This is a genomic window from Pseudoxanthomonas sp. YR558 (assembly GCF_900116385.1).
GTDB lineage: Bacteria > Pseudomonadota > Gammaproteobacteria > Xanthomonadales > Xanthomonadaceae > Pseudoxanthomonas_A.
The window spans coordinates 889,221-909,744 of the sequence record NZ_FPCI01000001.1 but is presented as its reverse complement, the minus strand read 5'-3'; the positions used below and the strand labels follow the sequence as shown (position 1 = coordinate 909,744).

Below are 20,524 nucleotides of genomic sequence, written 5' to 3'. Positions count from 1 at the left end.
AAGTATCCCGCAACACTTTCCGCTTTCCTGCCAGGGTGGTGATGGACATCGGCGCGCGCCTGCAACTGGTTCGCAAATCCAAAGGCCTCAGCCAGCGCGAGCTGGCCAAGCGCGTGGGCGTCACCAACAGCACCATCTCGCTGATCGAACAGAACAAGGTCAGCCCCTCGGTCAGTTCGCTGAAGAAGGTGCTGGACGGCATCCCGATCTCGCTGGCCGATTTCTTCACCCTGGACCTGGAGAAAGGGCTGCCCGACAGCCCGTTCTATGTCGCCGACGAGCTGCCGGACGTGGGCAGCAACGGCATCCACTACTTCCTGGTGGGCCAGCATCGCCCGCAGCGCCAGATGTGCATCCTGCGCGAAGTGATGCCGCCCGGCAGCGATACCGGGGACAGCATGCTGTTGCACGACGGCGAAGAGGGTGGCGTGGTGATCGCCGGCGAAGTGGAAGTCACCGTCGGCGAGCAGATCCGCGTGCTGAAGGCCGGCGAGGGCTACTACTTCGAAAGCCGTACGCCGCATCGCTTCCGCAATGTCGGCGATGTCGATGCGGTGATCGTCAGCGCGAACACACCCGCCACGTTCTGAGCTTTTCCTTCTTACCGCCGGAGCCCCCATGAGCAACCCCCGCACGCAACAGGACTGGCAGGCCATGGCCGGCGCGCTGTCGATCCGCACGCAGGCCTTCATCGACGGGACGTACGTCGATGCCGCCTCGGGCAAGACCTTCGACTGCGTCAGCCCGATCGATGGCCGCGTGCTGGGCCGGGTGGCCGATGGGCAGGAAGAGGACATCAATCGCGCCGTCGCCGCTGCGCGCCGCAGTTTCGATGCGGGTGCGTGGTCCAACGCGCGTCCGACGCATCGCAAGAAGGTGCTGCTCAAGCTCACCCAACTGATCGAACAGCATGCCGACGAACTGGCCTTGCTGGAATCGCTCGACATGGGCAAGCCGGTCGGCGACGCACGCAGCGTCGACGTCGCCGCGACCATCCGCTGCATGGGCTGGACCGCCGAGGCGCTGGACAAGGTCTACGGCGAAGTCGCCGCGACCGGCCAGGACGAGCTGGGCCTGGTGACGCGCGAACCACTGGGCGTGATCGGCGCGATCGTGCCGTGGAATTTCCCGCTGCTGATGGCCACGTGGAAACTGGCCCCGGCGCTGGCGATGGGCAACTCCATCGTGCTGAAGCCCTCGGAGAAGTCGCCGCTCACGGCGATCCGCCTGGCCGAGCTGGCGATCGAAGCGGGCATCCCCGCCGGCGTGCTCAACGTGGTGCCGGGCTTCGGCAAGACCGCCGGCGAACCGCTGGCGCTGCACATGGACGTGGACGGGCTCGTGTTCACCGGTTCCACCGCGGTCGGCAAGCGCCTGCTGCAATGCGCGGGCCTGTCGAACATGAAGCGTGCGTACATGGAGTGCGGCGGCAAGAGCCCGAACATCGTGTTCGCCGATGCGCACGACCTCGAGGTGGCGGCGAAGGCCGCGGCCGGCGGCATCTTCTACAACCAGGGCGAAGTCTGCACCGCGGCCTCTCGCCTGCTGGTGGAGCGCTCGATCAAGGATGAGTTCGTTGCCCGCGTGGTCGAAGCCGGCAAGGCCATGCGCCCGCGCCATCCGCTCGACCCCGGTGCGCCGATGGGTGCGATGGTCGATGAAGGCCAAACGCAGCGCGTGCTCGACTACATCGAGAAGGGCAAGGCCGAGGGTGCCCGTCTGGCGCTGGGCGGCCTGCGCGCCGACGTGGTGAACGGCGGCTGCTATATCGAGCCGACCGTGTTCGACGACGTCGCGCACGACCACACGATCAGCCGCGAAGAGATCTTCGGGCCGGTGCTGTCGGTGATCGCGTTCGACAGCGAGGAAGAAGCGCTGCGGATGGCCAACGACAGCGAGTACGGACTGGCAGCCGGCGTGTGGACGCGCGACATCAGCCGTGCCCACCGCGTGGCGCGCAAGCTGCGTGCGGGCAGCGTCTGGGTGAACTACTGGGATGGCGGCGACATGACCGCGCCCTTTGGCGGCTACAAGCAGTCCGGTAACGGCCGCGACAAGTCGCTGCACGCCTTCGACAAGTACACCGAGATCAAGGCGACCTGGATCAACCTGGGCAGTTGATCCGGCCTCCACAGCGGGCGGGCGGTTCTGCCAGAATCGCCCACGTCCCACCGACCGGCCCGTCCATGACCGCCACCGCCACTGCTGCCCCCGCGCCGGCCAATTCGCCGCGCCGCGTGCTGTTCGCCAGCCTGATCGGCACCACGATCGAGTTCTTCGATTTCTACATCTACGCCACGGCGGCGGTGATCGTCTTTCCGAAGCTGTTCTTCCCGCAGAGCGATCCGGCCAGCGCCACCCTGCAGTCGTTCGCCACCTTCGCGCTGGCGTTCATCGCGCGGCCGGTGGGCTCGGCGCTGTTCGGCCACTTCGGCGACCGCATCGGCCGCAAGGCGACGCTGGTGGCCGCGCTGCTGACGATGGGCATCTCCACGGTGGTCATCGGCCTGCTGCCGACGTACGCGCAGGTCGGCGTGCTCGCGCCGGCGCTGCTCGCAGTGTGCCGGCTGGGGCAGGGCATCGGACTGGGCGGCGAATGGGGAGGCGCGGTGCTGCTGGCGACCGAGAACGCGCCGCCCGGCAAGCGCGCGTGGTACGGCATGTTCCCGCAGCTGGGCGCGCCGATCGGCTTCCTGTGCTCGACCGGCATCTTCCTGTTGCTGACCGAAGCGATGACCGACGCGCAGTTCCTGGCGTGGGGCTGGCGCATCCCCTTCCTGGCCAGCGCGGCGCTGGTATTCGTGGGCCTGTGGGTGCGGCTGAGGATCACCGAGACGCCGGACTTCCAGAAGGCGCTGGACAAGGACGAACGGGTCAAGGTGCCGATGCTGACCGCGGTGCGCGATCACCCGTTCGCGCTGGTGGCGGGTACGTTCGCGCTGGTGGCGACCTTCGTGCTGTTCTACCTGTTGACGGTGTTCGCGCTGAGCTGGGGTACGTCGAAACTCGGTTATTCGCGCGAGCATTTCCTTATGCTGCAGATGGGCGGCGTGTTGTTCTTCGCGCTGACCATTCCGCTGTCGGCGCTGTATGCGGACCGCTACGGCCGCCGCAACGCGATGATCGTGGCGACGCTGCTGATCATCGGCTTCGGGTTCGTCTTCGCGCCGCTGCTGGAATCGGGCAGCGACCTCGGCGTGCTCGCCTTCCTGGCGCTGGGGCTGGGCGCGATGGGCCTGACCTACGGGCCCTGCGGCACGATCCTCGCGGAGATGTTCCCCACGGCCGTGCGCTATACCGGCGCATCGCTGGCCTTCAACATGGCGGGCATCCTCGGCGCATCGCCGGCGCCGTATATCGCCACGCGGCTGGGCGAGCGCTACGGCCTTGCGTCCGTGGGCTGGTACCTGGCCGGCATGGCCACGCTGACGCTGCTGGCGTTGTGGGCCATGCCGCGCCCGCGCACGACCGACTAGCCGAACAGACGCTTCACGGTGCGACTGAGCCAGCCGCCCTGCTGGTGCTCGCGAACGAACCGGTTGAGGTGCCGCTTGACCGAATCCGCGTACGCCTTGTCGTCGTTGCGGATGTGGTTGAACAGCCAGCGCGACAGCATGCTGCGCAGGTCGTCGACGATATCCTCGCCGGCCCGAAAGCGTAGCCGGTACTCGGAGACGCGCTTGGTGAAGACCTCGTGGACGCGCCTGTGCGCCGCGCTGAAGGGGTAGCCGGCTTCCTCCATCAGCTCTTCCTCGAAGGCGAAGTGCGAGAGGGTGTAGTCGACCAGTTCGTCGATCACTTCGCCCACGGCGAAGCGCTCCATCGATTTCTGGGTGACGTGGAGGTGGTTGATCATCTCCACGATGCGGCGGTGCTGGCCATCGATGATGTCGATGCCGGTGTCCATGTCGTCCTGCCAGATCAGCAGTGTCATGTGCGTGTCCCCTGCCGGCGGATGCCGGAATGCAGGGAAAATCTAGGTGTGCGTCTTTGGTGGGGCATTGATCGGGATCAATGCCGCGACCGGGTGACGCAGGGGTCAGCCGCTCGAGACCACGCGATTGCGCCCGCCGGCCTTGGCCAGGTACAGGCGCCGGTCGGCTTCGCTCAACAGATGGTTGAGCGTCTGGCCCGGGAAGCGCGTACGGAACACGCCGATGCTGACCGTCATGCGGATCTTCTGGGTGCCGATGTCGACCTCGAGTGCTTCGATGTCGCCGCGCAGCGACTCGAAGTACTCCACCGCCTCGCTCTCGCCCAGATAGGGAACGAGCGCGCAGAATTCCTCCCCGCCGAAACGCGCCACCAGGTCCTGCGTGCCCGCATGGCGTGCGATGGCCTGGGCGACGGCCTTCAACGCCACGTCGCCGGCTTCATGGCCGTAGGTATCGTTGATGTGCTTGAAATGGTCGATGTCGACGATTGCCGCCGTCACCGCCTGCTGGCGGCCCAGCGTGTTCGGCAGCAGTGCGTGGCATTCGGCCAGGAAGTGGCGGCGGTTCGGCAGGCCGGTCAGGAAATCGCGCGTGGCCAGGTCCTGCAACGTGCCGATCAGTTCCAACTGGTCGATGTTCTGCGACACCCGGCAGAAGAACTCTTCGCGCGAGAAGGGCTTGTGCAGGAAATCGTTGGCGCCGCTTTTCAGGAAGCGCGGGACCAGGCTGCCGTCGCTGGTGCCCGAAATGCCGATGATGGCCAGGTGGTCGCGTGCATGGCGCGCGCGCAGGCGACGGGTGAATTCGTGCCCCTTCATGCCGGGCATTTCCTGGTCCACGATGGCCAGGCGGATATCGGGATTGGCATCCAGCATCGCCAGACCGGCTTCGCCGTCGGCGGCTTCGACCACGCGGAAGCCGTACATCGAAAGCAAGGCCGCCGCGTGCTGGCGTGCGGAGCGCGAATCGTCGACGACCAGCGCGGCGATCCGTCGGTTGCGCTCCAGCCGCTGCACCAGCCACACCAGGTAATCGATGCTGCCGGGTGTGTTCTTCAGCACGTAGTCCACGACCTGCCGACGCAGCACCTGTTCGCGCATGGCATCGTCGTAGACGCCGCTGACCACAACCGTGGGCAGCTGGCGCGACAGGAAGAACTCGACCACCTCGTCGTGGCTGCCATCGGCCAGCACCAGGCTGGTGACGGCCATGAACCAGTCCGGATGCCGTTCCAGCGCAGCGCGGGCTTCCGCGAGCGTGGCGGCGTAGACGACCGGCAGGTTGAGCTTCTGTTCGATCGCTTCGCCGATCAGGCGTGCATGCGTGCGCGAGTTCTCCACCACCAGGATGCGTTGGGGTAGCGGAGTCGGACTGGCGGGGGCGGGCGAAGCGCGCAGGGGTGTCGGCATCGTCATGGGCGTTACGGAGGTTCCATGCCTCCCTATCGGCCCGACTCGCCCGGACTTGAGAGCACCGTCACGAAAATGAAGCGCGTCGCCGCTGGCCTACCAGAGCGCGTCGCGCAGCTTGTACCAGGCCATGGCGGCCACCAGCAGGGGCGTGCGCAGGGCGCGCCCGCCGGGGAACGGCAGATGGTCGATCTTCGCGAACAGGTCCAGCCGTTCGGACTGGCCACGAATGGCCTGGGCGAGGGTGGTGCCGGCCAGGCCCGCGGCGATCAGTCCGTGGCCCGAGAAGCCTTGTGCGAAATACAGGTTGGGCGCCAGCCGGCCCCAGTGCGGCGCGCGGTTGAGCGAGATGTCGATCATCCCGCCCCATAGGTACTCGATGCCGACATCGCGCAGTTGCGGGAACACACGGTGCATGCGCCGGATCATCACCCCGCGCAGGTTGGGCGGGGGCAGGGTGGAATAGCTCGCGCGACCGCCGAACAGCACACGGTGGTCGCGGCCCAGGCGGAAGTAATCCAGCGCCCAGTTGGTGTCGGCCACCGCCATGTTGTTGCGGATCAGGGCGCGCGCGCGCTCCTCGCCCAGCGGCGGCGTGGCGGCAATGTAAGTGCCCACCGGCATCATCCGCGATTCGAGTTCCGGCGCGATGCCACGCAATAGCGCATTCCCGGCGAGGATGACCTGGCCGCAGACCACTTCGCCATGCGCCGTCTTCAGCACCGGGCGCGCACCGCGCACCAGTTGGGTGACGCGCGAGCCCTCGAAGATCGTCGCGCCCGCGGCGAGCGCCGCGCGGCCGAGGCCCAGGGCGTAGGCGAGCGGATGCAGGTGGCCGCTGACCGGGTCGTACATCGCGCCGAGGTAACGGTCGCTGGCCAGTTCGCTGCGCAGCCGCTCGCGGCTCCACCACTGCACGGGGTGGCCGTAGCGGGTATTGAAGTCCTCGACCGCGTGTTCGACCTCACGCTGCTGGCGCGGCTTGATCGGCACGGTCGCATGGCCGTCGCGCCAGTCGCAGTCGATGCCGTGCCGGTCGATCCGCCCGCGCAGCCAGCGCAGGCCGTCCACGGAGAGATCGAACATCTTCTTCGCATCGTCGAAGCCGACGAGGGCTTCCAGCTTGGCCTCGCCGCAACCGAAACCGGCGATGGCCTGGCCGCCGTTGCGGCCCGAGGCGCCCCAGCCGATGCGCTCGGCTTCCAGCACGACCACCTTGTAGCCGGCTTCGGCCAGTTCCAGCGCCGCCGACAGGCCGGTGTAGCCGGCGCCGAGGATGCAGACATCGGCCTCGATGCGGCCTTCCAGCGCCGGCTGCGCAGGCAGCGGCGTGGTGCTGGCGGCGTACCAGCTGTCGGGGTAGGGATGAGCGGACGTCATGCGGGCAGCGCCTGGCTCACACCGATCGCAGGTACCACGCGTACTCCAGGTCGGTCACTTCGGTGTAGAAGCTGTGCATCTCCTTGAGCTTCTGCTGGCCGTAGATGTGCTGGAAGGATGTGCCGAACTGCTCGCGGATGAATTCGCTGCCCATGAACGCGCCGATGGCCTCGCGCCAGAACGGCGTACGGATCTCGGTCTGGTCGTAGGCGTTGCCGGTGATCGGCGGGCCGGGATCGAAGCCCTGCTCGATGCCGTGCAGCATGCCGGCCAACACGGCGGCGGTGACCAGGTAGATGTTGGCATCGGCGCCGGCGATGCGGTGCTCGATCCGGGTGTTGGCTTCGTCGCTGTGCGGGATGCGCATGGCGACGGTACGATTGTTGTAGCCCCATACGTCGTTGAGCGGCACGAATGCGTTCAAGACGAAGCGCCGATAGCTGTTGGCGTGCGGCGCGAACAGCAGCAGGCAATCCTGGTCGCTGCGCTGCAGGCCGCCGATGGCGTGCTTCAGTGCTGCGGCCGGGGCCGTCTGCGGCGAGGCGAAGACGTTGCGGCCGTCGGCATCCAGCACGCTGGCGTGGATATGCATGCCGCTGCCCGCCTGATCGGCGAACGGCTTGGCCATGAAGCTGGCCATCAGGCCTTGTTGCTGCGCAGCGGCCTTGATCGCGCGCTTGAGGTAGATCGCATCGTCGCAGGCGAGCAGGGCGTCGTCGCGATGCTTGAGGTTGATTTCGAACTGGCCCGGCGCGTACTCGGCCACAGCGGTGTCGGCGGGAATGCGCTGCGCACGGCACGCGGCGGCCACCGCATCGGTGAAGCCGCGGTAGTCGTTCAGGTCTTCCATGTAGTAGACCTGCGTGCTGGTATTGCGTTGCCCGGTCGCCGGATTGATCGACGTACGCGGGCGTCCCGCGTCGTCCATGCGCTGGTCGAACAGGTAGAACTCCAGTTCCACCGCGACTACCGGCTTCAGGCCGCGCGCGGCGTAGCGTGCAAGCACGCGCTTGAGCACTTCGCGCGGGTTGGCCTCGAACATGCCGCCCTTCGCGTCCTCCATGCTCAGCAGCAGCTGCGCGGCCGGGCGCGGCGACCACGGCACGGGCCGCAGCGAGCCCGGTACGGGACGGCAGATACGGTCCTCGTCGCCGATGTCGTAACCCAGCCCGGTTTCCTCGACCGTGTTGCCGGTGATGTCGGTGGCGATCAGCGACATCGGCAGGCAGACACCGTCGCGGTACACCTTCTCCAGCGCATCCCGGGTGATCCGCTTGCCGCGCAGCAGCCCGTTCATGTCGGGCAGCAGCAGGTCGATCTGCTCACAATCGGGGATGGACGCCATCGTGGCGGCGTCGTCGGCGGGCAGGGAAGACGCGGCGGAATCGGGGCGCATGAGGGCGTTCCTGGAGGCTGCGGCGCAGCTTAGCAGAGCAGCGGGCGCGTCAAGAATACTCAACGGAAGAATTCGCGCGAGCCCCGGAAATGCCCTAAATGGGTGCCGCGCTGCACCATATCGGCGCCGAAAACGTCGTGGCGGGCGCTTGTGTTGTAAAAATAAAACGGCCGGGTTAAGTTGCCCGGAAGCCATCCCGGGCTTCCTGCATGACCCCGCTGCCGCGGGTCGGTCTGCCGACCGACCACAAGCAAATCGGTGCGCATCCCTTCCTTGCCGTCGGCGAGAAGTACGTGCGCGCCGTGGTCGATGGGGCGGGTTGCCTGCCACTATTGGTGCCCACCCTCGACCCGGTGCTGCCGCTGCGCGAGGTGCTCGCCGGCCTGGACGGCCTGCTGCTGACCGGCGCCGTCAGCAACATCGAGCCGCACCACTACAGCGACGAGTCCAGCTACGAAGGCAACCTGCTGGATCCGCGCCGCGATGCGACCAACCTGCCGCTGATCCCGCTCGCCATCGAGATGGGCGTGCCCATGCTCGCGATTTGCCGCGGCTTCCAGGAAGTGAACGTGGCCTTCGGCGGCAGCCTGTACCAGAAGGTGCACGAGCAGCCCGGTTTCATGGACCACCGCGAGAACAAGGACGATCCGCTGGAGGTGCAGTACGGCCCTGCGCATGACGTTTCGCTCGTGGCGGGCGGACTGTTGGCCACCCTCGCCGGAGACACCCGGGCGGCCGTCAATTCCTTGCACGGCCAGGGCGTGCGTCGCCTGGGCGAGGGCTTGGTGGTGGAAGCCCAGGCGCCGGACGGATTGATCGAGGCGTATCGCCACGATGGTCCCGCTTTCATGTTGGCGGTGCAGTGGCATCCGGAATGGAAGGTGCGGGAGAACCCGTTCTACCTGGCCATCTTCCGTGCGTTCGGCGAAGCCTGCCGGGCCCGCGCGGCGCGGAGGACATCGTGAAGCGGCGCCACCCGCCGCCATGGGAGGGCGGGCGCTGACGCGCCCGTGCGATTCGTTTCCGGTGCGATGCGCCGGCATTCCCTCCCGACCGACTTAGTTGCCATGAGCCAGAAACAATCCCAACGCAAGAAGACCGAAACCCCCGAGCCCTCCGAGAGTTCGCTGCGCCGCTGGTTGAAGGAACGCAGCATCACCGAGGTCGAGTGCCTGGTGCCGGACATCACCGGCAATGCGCGCGGCAAGATCATTCCGGCCGACAAGTTCAGTCATGACTACGGCACGCGCCTGCCCGAAGGCATCTTCGCCACCACGGTGACCGGCGACTATCCAGACGACTATTACGAACTGACCTCGCCGTCGGATTCGGACATGTTCCTGCGTCCCGATCCGGACACGGTACGCATGGTGCCGTGGGCGGCGGACCCGACCGCGCAGGTCATCCACGACTGCTACACCAAGGACGGCAAGCCGCACGAACTGGCGCCGCGCAACGTACTGCGCCGCGTGCTGGCGGCCTACGAGAAGGAAGGCCTGCGCCCGGTGGTGGCGCCGGAGCTGGAATTCTTCCTGGTGCAGAAGAACACCGACCCGGATTTCCCGCTGTTGCCGCCGGCTGGACGTTCCGGACGGCCAGAGACCGCACGTCAGTCGTACTCGATCGACGCGGTCAACGAATTCGACCCCATCCTCGACCTGATGTACGACTACTGCGAGGCGATGGAGCTGGACGTGGACACGTTGATCCACGAATCCGGTGCTGCGCAGCTGGAGGTCAATTTCACCCACGACGATGCGTTGTCGCGCGCGGATCAGGTGTTCCTGTTCAAACGCACCATGCGCGAAGCCGCGCTGCGCCACGGTGTGTACGCCACGTTCCTGGCCAAGCCGATGGAGAACGAGCCGGGCAGCGCGATGCATATCCACCAGAGCCTGGTGGACATGAAGTCCGGTCGGAACGTGTTCGCGGGTAAGTCCGAGGGCAAGTCCAGCAAGCTGTTCGGGCACTACCTGGCCGGTCTGCAGAAATACGTCCCGATGGCGATGGCGTTCTTCGGGCCCAACGTCAATTCCTATCGCCGGCTCGCGCTGGGGCAGGTGGCGCCGATCAATGTGCAGTGGGGGTACGACAACCGCACCTGCGGCCTGCGCGTGCCGATGGATACCCCCGAGAACATGCGCGTGGAGAGCCGCTTCGCCGGCTCTGACGCCAATCCCTACCTCGCGATGGCCGGCACGCTGGCTTGCGGCCTGCTGGGCATCCGCGAGCAGCTCAAGCCGACCGAACCACTGGCGAGCAGCGCCCAGGACATCGGTTTCGAGCTGCCGCGCTCGCTGGGCGAAGCGCTGGACGAACTCGAAGGCTGCAAGGCGCTGCAGGACCTGATGGGCGCGCGCTTCGTGCGGGCCTACGTCTCGGTCAAGCGCAAGGAATACGAGACCTTCTTCCGCGTGATCAGTTCGTGGGAGCGGGAATTCCTGTTGTTGAACGTCTGATCGAAAGCCTGTTCCCATTCTCTCCTGTGGGAGCGACGTAAGTCGCGATGAAGCTCTACCGGTAGTCCATCGCGACTTACGTCGCTCCCACAACTGATCTTGATGTGGAGTTTCACATGAACCAACTCGACACCCGCACCCTGCAGAAGCTCGACGCCGAGCACCACCTGCATCCGTTCAACGACAATGCCGCACTGGCGAAGAAGGGCACGCGCATCCTGACCAAGGGCGAGGGTTGCTACGTCTGGGATGCCGACGGCAACCAGCTCCTCGACGCCTTCGCCGGCCTGTGGTGCGTCAACATCGGCTACGGTCGCAAGGAACTGGGTGAGGTGGCGTCGAAGCAGATGACGCAGCTGGCCTACTACAACAGCTTCTTCCAGTGCACGACCGAGCCGACCATCGCACTTGCCGCGAAACTGGCGGAACTGGCACCGGGCGACCTCAATCACTCCTTCTTCGTCAATTCGGGTTCCGAGGCGAACGACACCATCCTGCGCATGGTCCGCCACTTCTGGGCGGTGCAGGACAAGCCGAAGAAGAACATCTTCATCGGCCGCCACGACGGTTACCACGGCACCACGATGGCCGGCGCCAGCCTCGGCGGCATGAAGGGCATGCACAAGCAGGGTGGCCTGCCGATCCCCGACATCCACCACATCGATCCGCCGTTCTGGTTCGCCGACGGCGGCGACTTGTCCGAGGACGAGTACGGTCTGGTTGCGGCGCGTCGGCTGGAGCAGAAGATCCTGGAATTGGGGCCGGAGCGCGTGGCCGCGTTCATCGGCGAGCCGATCATGGGCGCCATCGGCGTCTACATCCCGCCGAAGACCTATTGGCCCGAGATCGAACGCATCTGCCGCCAGTACGACGTACTGCTGGTGGCCGACGAGGTGATCTGTGGTTTCGGGCGCACCGGCGAGTGGTTCGGCTCGCAGTACTTCGGCTTCCAGCCCGACATCATGCCGGTGGCCAAGGGCATCACGTCCGGCTACATCCCGCTGGGCGCGGCGATGTTCAACGATCGTGTGGCCAAGGTGCTGAAGGAGCAGGGCGGCGAGCTGGCGCATGGCGCCACGTATTCCGGCCATCCGGTCTGCGCGGCGGTCGCGCTGGAGAACATCCGCATCCTGCAGGACGAGAAGATCGTCGAGCGCGCGAAGACCGAGGTCGCGCCTTACCTGGCCCAGCGCTGGGCGGAACTGGGCGAACACCGGCTGGTCGGGCAGGCGCGCATCGCCGGCATGGTCGGCGCGCTGGAACTGGTGCCGGACAAGGGCAAGCGGGCGTTCTTCCCCGAACGAGGAACCGTGGGGCCACGCTGTCGCGACCACGCGCTCAAGCATGGGCTGATCCTGCGCGCGACCTGGGACGCCATGCTGCTCTCGCCGCCGCTGATCATCACCCGCGCGCAGGTGGACGAACTGTTCGACAAGACGTGGAAAGCGCTCAACGACACCGCGGCGGATCTGGGGATGTAGGCGCGCCGGCAAGCGTGCGCTGCGTCACAGCGCCGCAGCCCGGGCGTATGATGTTTCCATCCCCCGATCCTGTTCCATGGAGACCCCGATGAAGCTCAAGACCCTCACCGTCATGCTGGCCGCCGCCGTTCTGGCCGCCTGTGGCGGCAAGGACGAGAAGGCCGCCGACGGCGCGCCGTCCAAGGCGCTCAACGTCTACAACTGGTCCGACTACATCGCCGAGGACACCCTCCCGAACTTCGAGAAGCGGTCGGGCGTCAAGGTCACCTACGATGTGTTCGACAGCGACGAGATGGTCGAGACCAAGTTGTTGGCCGGCAGCAGCGGCTACGACGTCGTGGTGCCGTCGCTGAGCTTCCTGGGCCGTCAGATCCAGGCCGGCGTGTTCCTCCCGCTGGACAAGAGCAAGATCCCGAACCTGAAGAACCTCGACCCGGCGATGCTCAAGCGCATCGAACAACAGGATCCGGGCAACCAGTACGCGGTGCCGTACCTGTGGGGCACCAGCGGCATCGGCTACAACGTGGACAAGATCAAGGCCATCTTCGGCGACACCGCCGTCACCGGCAGCTGGGACGTGGTGTTCAAGCCCGAGAATGCGGCGAAGCTGAAGGACTGCGGTATCACCGTGCTGGACACGCCGTCGGAACTGATCCCGATCGCGCTGAACTACCTGGGCGAGGACCCGCACAGCTTCGACCCGGCGGTGATCGACAAGGCGGCCGCGTTGCTGAAGACCATCCGCCCGTACATCCGCAATTTCCATTCGTCCTCGTACATCAACGACCTGGCCAACGGCGACGTCTGCCTGGTGGTCGGTTGGTCGGGTGACGTGATCCAGGCGCGCGACCGCGCCGCCGAGGCCGGCAACGGCGTCAACATCGCATACTCCATTCCGAAGGAAGGCGCGCCGCAGTGGTTCGACATGCTGGCGATTCCGAAGGATGCCAAGAACGTCGACAACGCCTATGCCTTCATCAATTACTTGCTTGAGCCGAAGGTCGCGGCGGCGAACACCAACTTCGTGACGTATCCCAACCCGGTGCCGTCGTCGAAGCCGATGGTGGACAAGACGATCGCGGACGATCCGACGATCTACCCACCGGCCGAGGTGGACGCGAAGCTCTTCACCTTCGCGGTGCTGCCGCCGGAAGTGGATCGGCAGTACACGCGCATCTGGACGGAACTGAAGACCGGACGATGAAGCACACGAGGGCGCGGGCCATGATGGACGCGCCCTTTGTCATGGTGGCGATGGACGCGTGAGCGGACGGCGTCACGGGGAGGCGGCAAAGGGGAAGGGGAAAGAAGGGGAAGCAATCACGGCACGGAACCGGCCACAGCAATGACAGCACGCCCGCGGCGACCACGAGCCAACGCGGGGACCACATCAAGCCGCCCTCGCGGGCCGAATGGAGAGAGATTGATGAAACTGCGCGTACTGGCAACCACCCTGGCCCTCTGTACCCTCGCGGCCTGCGGGAAATCCGGCGAAGGCGATGCCGCCAAACCGGCCGATGGCGGCGACAAACAGGTCAACGTCTACAACTGGTCCGACTACATCGCCGAGGACACCATCCCGAACTTCGAGAAGCAGTCGGGCATCAAGGTCACCTACGACGTGTTCGACAGCAACGAGGTCCTGGAGACCAAGCTGCTGGCCGGCAGCAGCGGTTACGACGTGGTCGTGCCGACGATGAACTTCCTGGGCCGCCAGATCCAGGCCGGCGTGTTCCTGCCGCTGGACAAGAGCAAGATCCCCAACTACGCCAACCTGGACCCGGCCCTCATGAAGCGCCTGGAGAACCAGGATCCGGGCAACCAGTACGCCATTCCCTACATGTGGGGCACCACCGGCATCGGCTACAACGTCGACAAGGTGAAGGCCGCGTTCGGCAACACCGACATCGCCAGCAGCCTGGACATCGTCTTCAAGCCGGAGAACATCAGCAAGCTGAAGGATTGTGGCGTGACCTTCCTCGACACGCCGTCGGAAATCATCCCGATCGCCCTGAACTACCTGGGCGAGGACCCGAACAGCCAGGATCCGGCGGTGATCGACAAGGCGGCGGCGCTGCTGAAGACGATCCGTCCGTACATCACCAACTTCCATTCCTCGCAGTACATCGATGCGATGGCCAATGGCGACACCTGCCTGGTGGTGGGCTGGTCGGGCGACATCATCCAGGCGCGCGACCGCGCTGCCGAGGCCAAGAACGGCGTGAACATCGCCTACGCCATCCCGAAGGAAGGTGCGCCGCAGTGGTTCGACATGCTATCCATCCCGAAGGACGCCAAGCACGTCGACGCGGCCTACGCGTTCATCAACTACCTGCTCGACCCGCAGGTGATGGCCAACAACTCCAACTTCATCAGCTATCCGAACGCCATTCCGAAGGCCAAGGAACTGATGGACAAGGCGATCACCGAAGACCCGACCATCTATCCCACGCCCGAAGTCGAAGCCAAGCTCTTCACCTTCGCCATCATTCCGCCTGACGTGGATCGCCAGTACACGCGCATCTGGACGGAATTGAAGACCGGCAAGTAAGTGCCGCCGCCGGGGCGGACGACCTCCGCCCCGGATCCGACGGATCCACGCGACATACCACGGCCGGCGCCGACGCAGCGCCGGTGACCAGGGGAACTCCATGGCGGCAGAACAGGGCAACGGCGCGGCACCGAATGGCAAGGCGAACGCGCAGGAATACTTGCGCATCGTCGACGTGCGCAAGGAATTCGACGGCTTCGTCGCGGTCGACGACACCAACCTGACCATCCGCAAGGGCGAGATCTTCGCGTTGCTGGGAGGGTCGGGCAGCGGTAAGTCGACGCTGCTGCGCTGCCTGGCGGGTTTCGAGAAGCCGACGTCCGGCAAGATCTTCCTCGACGGCCAACTGCTCAACGACCTGCCGCCGTACGAGCGGCCGCTCAACATGATGTTCCAGTCGTATGCGTTGTTCCCGCACATGACGGTGGAGCAGAACATCGCGTTCGGCCTGAAGCAGGACGGACTCGCCAAGGACGCGATCAAGAAGCGCGTCGAGGAGATGCTGGCGCTGGTGCAGTTGGGCAAGCTGGCCAAGCGCAAGCCGCACCAGCTTTCCGGCGGCCAGCAGCAGCGCGTGGCGCTGGCGCGGTCGTTGGCCAAGGGGCCGAAGCTGCTGTTGCTCGACGAACCGATGGGCGCGCTGGACAAGAAGCTGCGGTCGCAGATGCAACTGGAGCTGGTGAGCATCATCGAGAAGTCGGGCGTGACCTGCGTGATGGTCACGCACGACCAGGAAGAAGCGATGACGATGGCCACCCGCATCGCGCTGATGGACCAGGGCTGGATCCGCCAGGTCGGCACGCCGGATGAAATCTACGAGCAGCCGACCAGCCGCTTCGCCGCCGAGTTCATCGGCTCGGTCAACCTGATCGAGGGCGCGGTGGAAGAGGACGAAGCGAACTACGTCACCATCCGCTCGCCGCAGCTGCCGGATCCCATCTACATCGGTCACGGCATTTCGGGTTTCGAAGGCCAGGAAGTCGCCTTCGCGGTGCGGCCCGAGAAGCTGGGCATCGGCAAGCAGGAGCCGCGGCAGCCGCACAACAAGGCCAAGGGCGTGATCGAGGACATCGCCTACTTCGGCAGCCACTCGGTCTACCACGTGCGCCTGCCCAGCGGTTACAAGTTCATGGCCAATTTCGCCAATGTCCAGCGCTGGGCGAGCGAAGCGCTCACCTGGAACGACGAAGTGTGGGTGTGGTGGGGCGACAACGATGGCGTGGTGCTGACCTCATGAACATCCTGCGCTCCCTCCAGAAACGCCTGCCGGGGCCGCGCTGGGGCGTGATCTCGGTGCCTTACCTGTGGTTGCTGCTGTTCTTCGCGATCCCGTTCTTGATCGTGCTGAAGATCTCGTTCGCCAAGCTGGCGATCGCGATGCCGCCGTATACGCCGATCCTGGAGTACATCGACGAGGCGCTGACGCTCAAGCTCAACCTGGGCAACTACGCCGCGCTGTTCACCGATTCCCAGTACGTCGCGGCATACCTGAGTTCGATCAAGATCGCCGCGATCTCCACCTTCCTCGCGTTGCTGGTGGCCTATCCGATCGCGTACGTGATCGCGCGCCTGCCGCCGTCCACGCGCAACATCGCGATGATGCTGGTGGTGTTGCCGTCGTGGACCTCGTTCCTGATCCGGGTCTACGCGTGGATCGGCATCCTCAAGAACAACGGCCTGCTCAACAACCTGCTGATGAAGGTCGGCCTGATCGACGAACCGCTGCAGATCCTTTACACGCCGATGGCGGCGTACATCGGTATCGTCTACTGCTACCTGCCGTTCATGGTGCTGCCGCTGTACACCAACCTGGTGAAGCACGACCATCGCCTACTGGAGGCCGCCTACGACCTCGGTGCCAAGCCGTGGAAGGCGTTCTTCACCATCACCCTGCCGTTGTCCAAGGCCGGCATCATCGCCGGCTGCATGCTGGTGATGATCCCGGCGGTGGGCGAGTTCGTCATCCCCGAACTTCTTGGTGGCCCGGATACGCTGATGATCGGCCGCGTGCTGTGGGGCGAGTTCTTCAACAACCGCGACTGGCCTGCGGCGTCGGCGGTGGCCATCGTCATGCTGATCCTGCTGCTGATCCCGATCCTGATCTTCAACCGGGTGCAGCAGCGCGAGATGGAAGGGAGGCTGACATGAGCTGGATCGGACAACGCGCCGTCAACTGGACGGTGCTCGGCCTGGGGTTCGCGTTCCTGTACGTGCCGGTGCTCATCTTGATGGTGTACTCCTTCAACGAGTCGCGCCTGGCCACGGTGTGGTCGGGTTTCTCGTTCAAGTGGTATGGCGAGCTGTTCCGCGACAAGCAGATGCTCGACGCCGCCTGGGTCAGCATCAAGGTGGCGTTCTGGACGGCCACGGCGGCTGTCGTGCTGGGCACGATGGCGTCGCTGGTGATGACGCGCATGCGCCGCTTCTCCGGCAAGACCCTGTTCGGGGCGCTGATTACCGCGCCGCTGGTGATGCCCGAGGTGATCATCGGTTTGTCGATCCTGCTGATGTTCGTTTCGTTGCAGGGGCTGACCGATGGCTACTTCGCGCCGAAGGGCATCGTCGCGATCTGGATCGCGCACGTGACCTTCACCCTGGCCTTCGTCACCGTGGTCGTGTCCTCGCGCTTGTCCGAACTGGACAAGTCGCTGGAAGAGGCCGCGATGGACCTGGGCGCGAACAGGATCAAGGTGTTCTTCCTGATCACGTTGCCGATCATCGCGCCTGCGCTGGTCTCGGGCTGGTTGCTGGCGTTCACCCTCTCGCTGGACGACGTGGTCATCGCCAGCTTCGTCGCCGGGCCGAGCTCGACCACGCTGCCGATGAAGGTGTTCTCGTCGGTGCGCCTCGGGTTGAGCCCGAAGATCAACGCGCTCGCCACGTTGATGATCCTGGTGGTGAGCGTGGCCGCCTTCCTCGGCTGGTGGTTCATGTACCGCGAGGAGAAGCGCCGCCAGCGCGACATGCAACTGGCACTGCAGGAGAACGGGTGACGGCGCGCCGTTGCCCACGATCCGCTAACGCCGCAACGCCGACAATGATCGGCACCTACATGCACCCTGTGATGCCATGACTGTCGAAACCATCAATCCCGCGACCGGGCAGGTCGAGTACCGCCATGAGCTGATGACGTCGGCACAGGTCGATGCCACGCTGGCGGCGGCGCAGCAGGCATTCCCCGCGTGGGCGGCGCTGTCGCTGGCCGAGCGCGGCAAGGTGTTGCGTGCCATCGGGGCCGAGTTGCGCCGCCGTCGCGACGACATCCAGCGGATCATGACCGCCGAGATGGGCAAGTTGCGCAAGGAAGCCCTGGCCGAAGTCGACAAGTGCGCCGGGGCCTGCGACTACTACGCCGACCACGCGGCCGATTATCTGCTGGACCAACCGGTGTCCACCGACGGCCAGCGCAGCTACGTCCGCTATGAGCCGATCGGCTGCGTGTTGGCGGTGATGCCGTGGAACTTCCCGATCTGGCAGGTGTTCCGCTTCCTCGCACCGGCCTTCATGGCGGGAAACGTGGCGGTGTTGAAACACGCGAGCAACGTGCCCCGCTGCGCCGACGTCATCGCCGAGGCGCTGTCCGCGGCCGGAGTGCCGGCGGGCGTGTTCGGTGTGCTGCACATCGACAACGACCAGGCCGCCGAAGTGATCCGCGATGCGCGCGTCGCGGCAGTGACATTGACCGGCAGCGAGCGTGCCGGCCGTGCCGTCGCCGCCAATGCGGGCAGCCAGCTGAAGAAGAGCGTGATGGAACTCGGCGGCAGCGACGCCTTCATCGTGCTCGACGATGCCGACCTCGATAAGACCGTCGCCGGCGCCGTGGCATCGCGCTTCGGCAATGCCGGGCAGACCTGCATCGCGGCCAAGCGCTTCATCGTGCAGGAAGGTATCGCCGATGAATTCGTGAAGCGTTTCGTCGAGGCGGCGGCGAAACTGCAGCTGGGCGATCCGCAGGACGATGCCACCACGCTCGCGCCGATGGCCCGGCAGGACTTGCGCGACGAACTGCACAAGCAGGTGCAGGCGAGCGTGTCCAAGGGCGCACAGGTGTTGCTCGGTGGCGAACCCGATGCGTCGCACGCAGGCTATCCGGCGTCCATCCTGGATGCCGTCGCGCCGGGTATGCCGGCGTACGAGGAGGAGCTGTTCGGCCCTGTCGCCAGCATCCTGCGGGTGAAGGACGACGCCGACGCCGTGCGGGTCGCGAACGACACCACCTTCGGCCTGGGCGGCAGTGTATGGACGCGCAATGTGGATCGCGGCGACCGGATCGCTCGTCAGCTGCAGGTCGGCGCGGCGTTCGTCAACGCCATCGTCCGTAGCGACGTGCGCCTGCCATTCGGCGGCACCAAGCGCTCCGGTTTCGGTCGCGAACTCGCCGAGCACGGCATCCACGAATTCATGAACATCAAGTCGGTCTACGTGGCCTGAGGCGGGCGCCCACATCGCCGGGCGACGATCCATCGGTGGAACGGATGGTTACGGTGGTTGCCGTTCCGAAGCGGGCGGCGCGGTGCCATCTTGTCCGTAATTGAACCGGAGGCACCATGGCCACCCTGACCGACACCACTCCCGCCCGCGTGATCCGCACCGTCCGCGGCCGACCCACGTCCGACGGCGCGGGCGTCAAGCTGACGCGCGTGATCGGCGGCCCCGAGTTGCCTGATCTCGATCCGTTCTTGCTGCTCGACGAATTCGGCACGGACAAGGCGGAGGACTATCTCGCGGGTTTCCCGGAGCATCCGCACCGTGGCTTCGAAACGGTCACCTACATGCTCGATGGCCGCATGCGCCATCGCGACAACCATGGCAACGAAGGTCTGCTGACGCCGGGCGCGGTGCAGTGGATGACGGCCGGGCGTGGCCTGGTGCATTCGGAAATGCCGGAGCAGGAATCCGGCCGCATGCGCGGCTTCCAGCTCTGGGTGAACTTGCCGGCACGCGAGAAGATGACGGCGCCGAAGTACCAGGAGTTCGCTCCCGATCGTATTCCGATCGCCAAGCCGGCGGCAGGTGTTGAGGTGAAGGTGATCGCAGGCCGTGTCGGCGACGTGCAGGGACCGATTTCGCAGCCTGCCACCGATCCGGTGTACCTCGACATCGCGCTCGACGCGGGCAAGGCGTGGGAGTACGCATTGCCGGCCGGGCACAACGCGTTCGCCTACGTGTTCGAAGGCGCGCTCACCGTGGGTGAGGGCGACGAAGCGCGGCCGCTGGATACCCACGAAATGGGCGTGCTCGGTGGCGGCGAAGTGCTGCAGGTGCATGCAGGCAGTCGTCCTGCGCGTGTGATCGCGGTGGCAGGCCGTCCGTTGCGCGAACCGGTGATGCGCCACGGCCCGTTCGTCATGAACACCCGACAGGAACTGATGCAGGCCTTCGTGGATTTCCAGGAAGGCCGTTTCTGAGCGACGCGCAGGGCGGGACGCTGTCCCGCCTGGCGGTCATCAGTTGCCGACGGACAACTGCGCGCTGGTGGCGCGTACGTCGAGTTGCTGGGCCAGCGAGATCAGCGTGCCGAGCTCCTCGGGCGAATTCGCGTTGATCCACACCTGCGCGTACCGGTCGTCGTCGAACTCGACGACGGTGATGCGGCGCGATGCCATCGCGGGCGAGATTTCCTGACCAGCCAGGTCAGGCCGATACCAGAAGATTTCCTCGCCGGAGAACGTGCTCTCCTCTTCGCGCAGACGACGCTCCAGGCGGATCTTCGGATCGCGCGAGGTCAGCATCACGTTCAGGACCTGGCGTCCATCGGTGGCGACGGCTTTACAGGCGATGAAGTTGGCATCCACGCGCTGTTCCCACTGCAATCCGGCGCTGGCCGGTAGGGAAGGGCACGGCGGTGCTTGCTGCGCCCATGCGGCGGCGGAGGCAAGGAAGAGGCTGGCGGCGATGACGATCTTCATGGCA

The 20,524-nt window shown here is 65.7% G+C and carries 18 protein-coding genes; 13 read left to right on the top strand and 5 right to left on the bottom strand.

The window, feature by feature from the left end:
- Positions 1-41: 41 nt before the first annotated feature.
- The 3 genes from BM365_RS04300 to BM365_RS04290 all read left to right on the top strand — a co-directional run bounded on the left by BM365_RS04300 (position 42) and on the right by BM365_RS04290 (position 3,476).
- Positions 42-590 carry a cupin domain-containing protein gene (locus BM365_RS04300; RefSeq protein WP_093486884.1) on the top strand — a complete coding sequence of 183 codons (549 nt, stop codon included), beginning with the start codon at positions 42-44 and terminating at the stop codon, positions 588-590.
- A gap of 28 nt (positions 591-618) precedes the next feature.
- Positions 619-2,121 (top strand): aldehyde dehydrogenase, encoded by a 1,503-nt coding sequence (locus tag BM365_RS04295; protein ID WP_093486882.1) that lies wholly within the window; start codon positions 619-621, stop codon positions 2,119-2,121.
- A gap of 65 nt (positions 2,122-2,186) precedes the next feature.
- Positions 2,187-3,476 (top strand): MFS transporter, encoded by a 1,290-nt coding sequence (locus BM365_RS04290; RefSeq protein ID WP_093486880.1) that lies wholly within the window; start codon positions 2,187-2,189, stop codon positions 3,474-3,476.
- Here the strand turns inward: BM365_RS04290 and BM365_RS04285 are convergent.
- The 4 genes from BM365_RS04285 to BM365_RS04270 form a co-directional block, all read right to left on the bottom strand.
- Positions 3,473-3,934 carry a bacteriohemerythrin gene (locus BM365_RS04285; protein WP_093486878.1) on the bottom strand — a complete coding sequence of 154 codons (462 nt, stop codon included), beginning with the start codon at positions 3,932-3,934 and terminating at the stop codon, positions 3,473-3,475. The genes BM365_RS04290 and BM365_RS04285 overlap by 4 nt on opposite strands.
- Before the next feature lie 105 nt (positions 3,935-4,039).
- On the bottom strand, positions 4,040-5,344 hold the full coding sequence (locus BM365_RS04280; protein WP_093489485.1) for a diguanylate cyclase: 1,305 nt from the start codon (positions 5,342-5,344) through the stop codon (positions 4,040-4,042).
- Positions 5,345-5,440: 96 nt separating this feature from the next.
- The gene (locus BM365_RS04275) at positions 5,441-6,724 is read right to left on the bottom strand and encodes an NAD(P)/FAD-dependent oxidoreductase (RefSeq protein ID WP_093486876.1); all 1,284 of its coding nucleotides are present in this window, start codon (positions 6,722-6,724) and stop codon (positions 5,441-5,443) included.
- A 16-nt stretch (positions 6,725-6,740) separates the two neighbouring features.
- On the bottom strand, positions 6,741-8,120 hold the full coding sequence (locus tag BM365_RS04270) for a glutamine synthetase family protein (RefSeq protein WP_093486874.1): 1,380 nt from the start codon (positions 8,118-8,120) through the stop codon (positions 6,741-6,743).
- A gap of 209 nt (positions 8,121-8,329) precedes the next feature.
- On the opposite strand from BM365_RS04270, the gene BM365_RS04265 reads away from it, so the two are divergent.
- The 10 genes from BM365_RS04265 to BM365_RS04220 all read left to right on the top strand — a co-directional run bounded on the left by BM365_RS04265 (position 8,330) and on the right by BM365_RS04220 (position 20,019).
- A complete protein-coding gene (locus BM365_RS04265) occupies positions 8,330-9,085 on the top strand; it encodes a gamma-glutamyl-gamma-aminobutyrate hydrolase family protein (protein ID WP_093486872.1) in 756 nt (251 codons plus the stop codon).
- Between the two features lie 102 nt (positions 9,086-9,187).
- On the top strand, positions 9,188-10,579 hold the full coding sequence (locus BM365_RS04260) for a glutamine synthetase family protein (RefSeq protein ID WP_093486870.1): 1,392 nt from the start codon (positions 9,188-9,190) through the stop codon (positions 10,577-10,579).
- 116 nt (positions 10,580-10,695) lie between these two features.
- A complete protein-coding gene (locus BM365_RS04255; protein WP_093486868.1) occupies positions 10,696-12,060 on the top strand; it encodes an aspartate aminotransferase family protein in 1,365 nt (454 codons plus the stop codon).
- Positions 12,061-12,148: 88 nt separating this feature from the next.
- Positions 12,149-13,264, top strand: coding sequence for a polyamine ABC transporter substrate-binding protein (locus tag BM365_RS04250; RefSeq protein ID WP_093489483.1), 1,116 nt, complete (start codon positions 12,149-12,151; stop codon positions 13,262-13,264).
- 222 nt (positions 13,265-13,486) lie between these two features.
- Positions 13,487-14,611, top strand: coding sequence for a polyamine ABC transporter substrate-binding protein (locus tag BM365_RS04245; protein WP_093486866.1), 1,125 nt, complete (start codon positions 13,487-13,489; stop codon positions 14,609-14,611).
- Positions 14,612-14,711: 100 nt separating this feature from the next.
- Complete coding sequence (gene potA, locus BM365_RS04240; RefSeq protein ID WP_093486864.1) at positions 14,712-15,848, top strand: ABC transporter ATP-binding protein; 1,137 nt, start codon at positions 14,712-14,714, stop codon at positions 15,846-15,848.
- On the top strand, positions 15,845-16,759 hold the full coding sequence (locus tag BM365_RS04235; RefSeq protein ID WP_175502037.1) for an ABC transporter permease subunit: 915 nt from the start codon (positions 15,845-15,847) through the stop codon (positions 16,757-16,759). Before potA ends, BM365_RS04235 begins: the two co-directional genes overlap by 4 nt.
- Positions 16,756-17,604: an ABC transporter permease subunit gene (locus BM365_RS04230; protein ID WP_093486862.1), complete on the top strand. Its 849-nt coding sequence runs from the start codon at positions 16,756-16,758 to the stop codon at positions 17,602-17,604. Before BM365_RS04235 ends, BM365_RS04230 begins: the two co-directional genes overlap by 4 nt.
- 76 nt (positions 17,605-17,680) lie before the next feature.
- Complete coding sequence (locus tag BM365_RS04225) at positions 17,681-19,042, top strand: NAD-dependent succinate-semialdehyde dehydrogenase (protein ID WP_093486860.1); 1,362 nt, start codon at positions 17,681-17,683, stop codon at positions 19,040-19,042.
- A gap of 116 nt (positions 19,043-19,158) precedes the next feature.
- Complete coding sequence (locus tag BM365_RS04220; RefSeq protein WP_093486858.1) at positions 19,159-20,019, top strand: pirin family protein; 861 nt, start codon at positions 19,159-19,161, stop codon at positions 20,017-20,019.
- 39 nt (positions 20,020-20,058) lie between these two features.
- Here BM365_RS04220 and BM365_RS04215 read toward each other — a convergent pair whose 3' ends face one another.
- Positions 20,059-20,520 (bottom strand): hypothetical protein, encoded by a 462-nt coding sequence (locus BM365_RS04215; protein WP_093486856.1) that lies wholly within the window; start codon positions 20,518-20,520, stop codon positions 20,059-20,061.
- Positions 20,521-20,524 lie beyond the last annotated feature (4 nt).

What these genes read in the sequence shown, in the direction of transcription:
- BM365_RS04290 (WP_093486880.1), top strand. Translation starts at nt 2,187, where the DNA reads ATGACCGCCACCGCCACTGCTGCCCCCGCGCCGGCCAATTCGCCGCGC.
- BM365_RS04295 (WP_093486882.1), top strand. Translation starts at nt 619, where the DNA reads ATGAGCAACCCCCGCACGCAACAGGACTGGCAGGCCATGGCCGGCGCG.
- BM365_RS04260 (WP_093486870.1), top strand. Translation starts at nt 9,188, where the DNA reads ATGAGCCAGAAACAATCCCAACGCAAGAAGACCGAAACCCCCGAGCCC.
- BM365_RS04280 (WP_093489485.1), bottom strand. Translation starts at nt 5,344, where the DNA reads ATGCCGACACCCCTGCGCGCTTCGCCCGCCCCCGCCAGTCCGACTCCG.
- BM365_RS04255 (WP_093486868.1), top strand. Translation starts at nt 10,696, where the DNA reads ATGAACCAACTCGACACCCGCACCCTGCAGAAGCTCGACGCCGAGCAC.
- BM365_RS04265 (WP_093486872.1), top strand. Translation starts at nt 8,330, where the DNA reads ATGACCCCGCTGCCGCGGGTCGGTCTGCCGACCGACCACAAGCAAATC.
- BM365_RS04230 (WP_093486862.1), top strand. Translation starts at nt 16,756, where the DNA reads ATGAGCTGGATCGGACAACGCGCCGTCAACTGGACGGTGCTCGGCCTG.
- BM365_RS04275 (WP_093486876.1), bottom strand. Translation starts at nt 6,724, where the DNA reads ATGACGTCCGCTCATCCCTACCCCGACAGCTGGTACGCCGCCAGCACC.
- BM365_RS04220 (WP_093486858.1), top strand. Translation starts at nt 19,159, where the DNA reads ATGGCCACCCTGACCGACACCACTCCCGCCCGCGTGATCCGCACCGTC.
- BM365_RS04300 (WP_093486884.1), top strand. Translation starts at nt 42, where the DNA reads ATGGACATCGGCGCGCGCCTGCAACTGGTTCGCAAATCCAAAGGCCTC.
- BM365_RS04215 (WP_093486856.1), bottom strand. Translation starts at nt 20,520, where the DNA reads ATGAAGATCGTCATCGCCGCCAGCCTCTTCCTTGCCTCCGCCGCCGCA.
- BM365_RS04270 (WP_093486874.1), bottom strand. Translation starts at nt 8,120, where the DNA reads ATGCGCCCCGATTCCGCCGCGTCTTCCCTGCCCGCCGACGACGCCGCC.
- potA (WP_093486864.1), top strand. Translation starts at nt 14,712, where the DNA reads ATGGCGGCAGAACAGGGCAACGGCGCGGCACCGAATGGCAAGGCGAAC.
- BM365_RS04225 (WP_093486860.1), top strand. Translation starts at nt 17,681, where the DNA reads ATGACTGTCGAAACCATCAATCCCGCGACCGGGCAGGTCGAGTACCGC.
- BM365_RS04245 (WP_093486866.1), top strand. Translation starts at nt 13,487, where the DNA reads ATGAAACTGCGCGTACTGGCAACCACCCTGGCCCTCTGTACCCTCGCG.
- BM365_RS04250 (WP_093489483.1), top strand. Translation starts at nt 12,149, where the DNA reads ATGAAGCTCAAGACCCTCACCGTCATGCTGGCCGCCGCCGTTCTGGCC.
- BM365_RS04285 (WP_093486878.1), bottom strand. Translation starts at nt 3,934, where the DNA reads ATGACACTGCTGATCTGGCAGGACGACATGGACACCGGCATCGACATC.
- BM365_RS04235 (WP_175502037.1), top strand. Translation starts at nt 15,845, where the DNA reads ATGAACATCCTGCGCTCCCTCCAGAAACGCCTGCCGGGGCCGCGCTGG.